The organism is Pseudomonas caspiana (assembly GCF_002158995.1).
In the GTDB taxonomy this organism is placed as follows: Bacteria; Pseudomonadota; Gammaproteobacteria; order Pseudomonadales; family Pseudomonadaceae; genus Aquipseudomonas; species Aquipseudomonas caspiana.
The window spans coordinates 1-3,205 of the sequence record NZ_LOHF01000026.1 but is presented as its reverse complement, the minus strand read 5'-3'; the positions used below and the strand labels follow the sequence as shown (position 1 = coordinate 3,205).

Below are 3,205 nucleotides of genomic sequence, written 5' to 3'. Positions count from 1 at the left end.
GTTGGCGGGGAAGAAACCAACGGCCGTAAGCGCTACCAGATTGTCAGCCGCAATGCCCCGAACAAACGCGTGGATCTCCACCGAAGAAGGTCGGGCCAAGGTCGGCGAAACGGTCGACGCCATGGGTGATGTGTTTGTCGCCAAGGTGGCCCGAAATCTTGGCGTCGAGCCGGAGCATGTCCCGGAGATGGGCGACTTCGGTGGCCTGCGCGTAGGCGCTGCGGCCGTCGAGTCCGGCTTGGCCCACCGCCTTGGGTCGCTTGAAACATTGATTACCGAACTGGCCAAACCGGCCGCCACTCAACCGAGGAAATACAGCATGACTACCGTCAGCAGCACGGCGCAGTTGCGTGAGGCTCTGTCAGCCGGCACAGATCCGCAAACCATCGAGATTGCTCAAGCCAGCCAGCCGGATCTGGAAAGCATCCGCACCCAAAGCCGCGAGGAGGGTGCGACTGCAGAGCGCCAACGCATCACCGGCATTAATGCCATGGCCAGCAAGGGGTTCGAAACTGAAATCGCCGCTGCCATCGAAGCAGGTACCACGGTTGAAGCGACCGCGTTACAGCTGTTCAAGGCCGCGCAGGATCGGGGCATTTCTCTGAACGCGATTAAAGCCGATGCCACCGGCGCATCAACGTCCACCCCAGCAGCTGAAGGCGCTCAGGGTGAGCGCAAGGCCGTCGTAAACGCCATTGTTGAGGGCGCCTCGCGCCGCTGATTGGAGAACTTCATGAGCAACCCAGAACGCCAAACGTACACCCCGGACCAGCTATCGGCCGGTGCCTTTCCGGTGATGATCGACACCGGCGTGATCGCTTCCGGACAGAAGCTCAATCGAGGCGCTGTTCTTGGACGGGTGACAGGCAGCGGCGAATACCTGCTGTGCAAGGCTGCGGCTACCGACGGATCCAAGGTTCCAGTCGCGATTCTCGATCAATCCACCGATACGACCAAAGGCGCGCTGGTCGCGCCAATTCGCCTGACCGGTGAAGTGCTGGCCAGTCAACTCTCACTCGGCGAGGGCTTGACCCTGGCGCAGGCGAAAGCTGCGCTGCGTCCCCTGTGCCTGTTCGTTCGTTAAGCCTGGAGTTTTCGATGGATATTTTTGACACCCGTACCATGCTCGAAGCGGTCGAGCAGATGCCGACTGCGCGCCGCTTTTTGCTGAACACCTTTTTCAACGGCGGCAGCCCTGTCACGTTCCCGACCAAAACGGTGGACATCGACATCATTAAAGGCAAACGCAAAATGGCGCCGTTTGTTCATCCGCGCCTGCCGGGCAGTGTGTCGCTGCGTCAAGGCTACACCACCAGCACTTACAGCCCGCCTTACATTCAGCCAAAACGCGAGACCACCGCCGAGCTGGTACTCAAACGTTCGGCCGGCGACAACCCGTATTCCTCTCGCACGCCATTGGAGCGTGCTGGACAATTGCTCGGCAAGGATCTGCGCGATCTGGACGATGAAATCATTCGTCGCGAAGAGTGGATGTGCGCCCAGGCACTCGTAACCGGCAAGGTTCGAGTGGTTGGGGAAGGCGTCGATGACACCATCGATTTTCTGATGGCCGATGATCACAAGATCACGTTGGGCAACGGTCGTTGGAGTGCTGCCGACAGTGATCTGATTGCCAACCTGCGCGGCTGGAAACGCAAAATCGCCAAGGACTCCGGCCGCACAGCCAACACGGCGGTCATGAGCGGTGAGGCTCTCGATGCGTTCCAGTCCAACGAAAAGGTGATGAAACAACTCAACACTCGCCGCGTCGACATGGGCTTGATCAAGCCGGAGATGCTGCCGGATGGTGTGACCTATCTGGGTTATTTGAACGATCCGGGCGTTGACCTCTACGGCTACGACGAATGGTATCTGGATGAGAACGATGCAGAGCAGCCGATGATCCCGGCCGGCGGTTTGATTCTGGGTGCCACCTCAACGCGCAACGCCATGCTTTATGGCGCAATTCAGGATCTGGAAGCCATTGAAAGCGGACTGGTTGAAGCGGCGCGCTTCCCGAAAAGCTGGGTGACTCAAGAGCCGAGCGCTCGCTGGCTGAAGCTGCAAAGTGCTGCCTTGGCCGGACTGCTCGAACCGGATGCCTTCATTTACGCCAAGGTGGTTTGACATGGCCAAGAAATCCGAATTTCTCGTGGTCGAGGGATCCGTGCAGGACGGTCATACAGTCTTTGCCAGGGGCGAGTACTACAGCCCGCCAAGTAAAGAAGTGGAGGAAACGCTGATTTCTGAAGGCTGTATCGCTCCGCTCAAGGATCCGCGAGCACAAGAACTGCTGCGCCAACAATCGGGCGTTGCCAATGAGGACGACGACAGCGGCGGTGAGTGATGGGCTTTCGCGAATTGAGCGATGGCATGGATGTCCTGGTACTGGATGGCTTGGGCGATGTGGCAATGGTCGGCGGTCGTGAGATCGCCGGTTTTTTTTCTGCACCTTGGCTTCAGCCGCGCGTAGGGCGGCTTAACACCGCCTTGCGTGAGCCGCAGTTTGAGATCCGTGCAATTGATGCGGTGGGCATCGAAGCGGGGCAATCAGTATCCATTGACCTCTCGGTACAAGACGGGGGTGGCCAATATGATCTCGTCCAACTTGAGCCAGACGGTACCGGTTGGGTGGCTTTGATTCTGAGGATGAAGGCATGAGTGTCGGTAGCTATTCGGAGCATAAACGCAACAGCGGGATGCTCACTATCCAGCCGTCAGCGGTGCACATCCAGGCCTTTCAGGACTTTGCCAGGCTGCTGCCACAAGCTGCAGCTGCTGCTCAACGGCGGGCAATCAACAAAACCTTGGGACGCCTGCGTACTTATATTGCTCGGGCGGTGGGCCAGCAGGAGAAGATTGCAATTGCCGCGGTTCGGCAGCGCTTGCGGGCTTACCCAGCCTCTGGAGGCACGATACGCGGCAAGCTTTGGTTTGGTCTTAATGCCATTGAGGCGAGTCGCACCGGCCGTGCCCGTCAGACCCGCAGTGGTGTGTCGGTGGCCGGACGCCGTTACCGGGGCGCGTTTCTAAAAAAAGTGTACGGCAACAAGCCCGACATCTGGATTCGCACCGCAAGCAAACAGTTCTCGGCGCACGACTATCCCGAGACGCAGCAGGGCCGTCGCCGCTCGGGTTTTGTCGAGGAAAACGACAATCGTTTTCCTCTGGCCAAGGCCAAGGTATCACTGGAGCAGGCGCGGCC

General features: G+C 59.0%; 5 protein-coding genes and 1 pseudogene. All 6 read left to right on the top strand.

Annotation, left to right across the window (positions count from 1 at the left end):
• Nucleotides 1-721, top strand: a pseudogene (locus tag AUC60_RS23115) (S49 family peptidase); the annotation flags it as partial.
• Between the two features lie 12 nt (nt 722-733).
• The gene (locus AUC60_RS23110; RefSeq protein ID WP_087273248.1) at nt 734-1,084 is read left to right on the top strand and encodes a head decoration protein; all 351 of its coding nucleotides are present in this window, start codon (nt 734-736) and stop codon (nt 1,082-1,084) included.
• 14 nt (nt 1,085-1,098) lie between these two features.
• Nucleotides 1,099-2,127 carry a major capsid protein gene (locus AUC60_RS23105; protein ID WP_087273246.1) on the top strand — a complete coding sequence of 343 codons (1,029 nt, stop codon included), beginning with the start codon at nt 1,099-1,101 and terminating at the stop codon, nt 2,125-2,127.
• A 1-nt stretch (nt 2,128) separates the two neighbouring features.
• A complete protein-coding gene (locus tag AUC60_RS23100; RefSeq protein WP_087273244.1) occupies nt 2,129-2,347 on the top strand; it encodes a hypothetical protein in 219 nt (72 codons plus the stop codon).
• A complete protein-coding gene (locus AUC60_RS23095; protein ID WP_087273242.1) occupies nt 2,347-2,661 on the top strand; it encodes a head-tail joining protein in 315 nt (104 codons plus the stop codon). The genes AUC60_RS23100 and AUC60_RS23095 overlap by 1 nt, the downstream gene beginning before the upstream one ends.
• Nucleotides 2,658-3,205, top strand: a 548-nt coding sequence (locus AUC60_RS23090) for a hypothetical protein (protein WP_087273240.1), incomplete at its 3' end; no start/stop codon positions are given. The genes AUC60_RS23095 and AUC60_RS23090, both read left to right, overlap by 4 nt.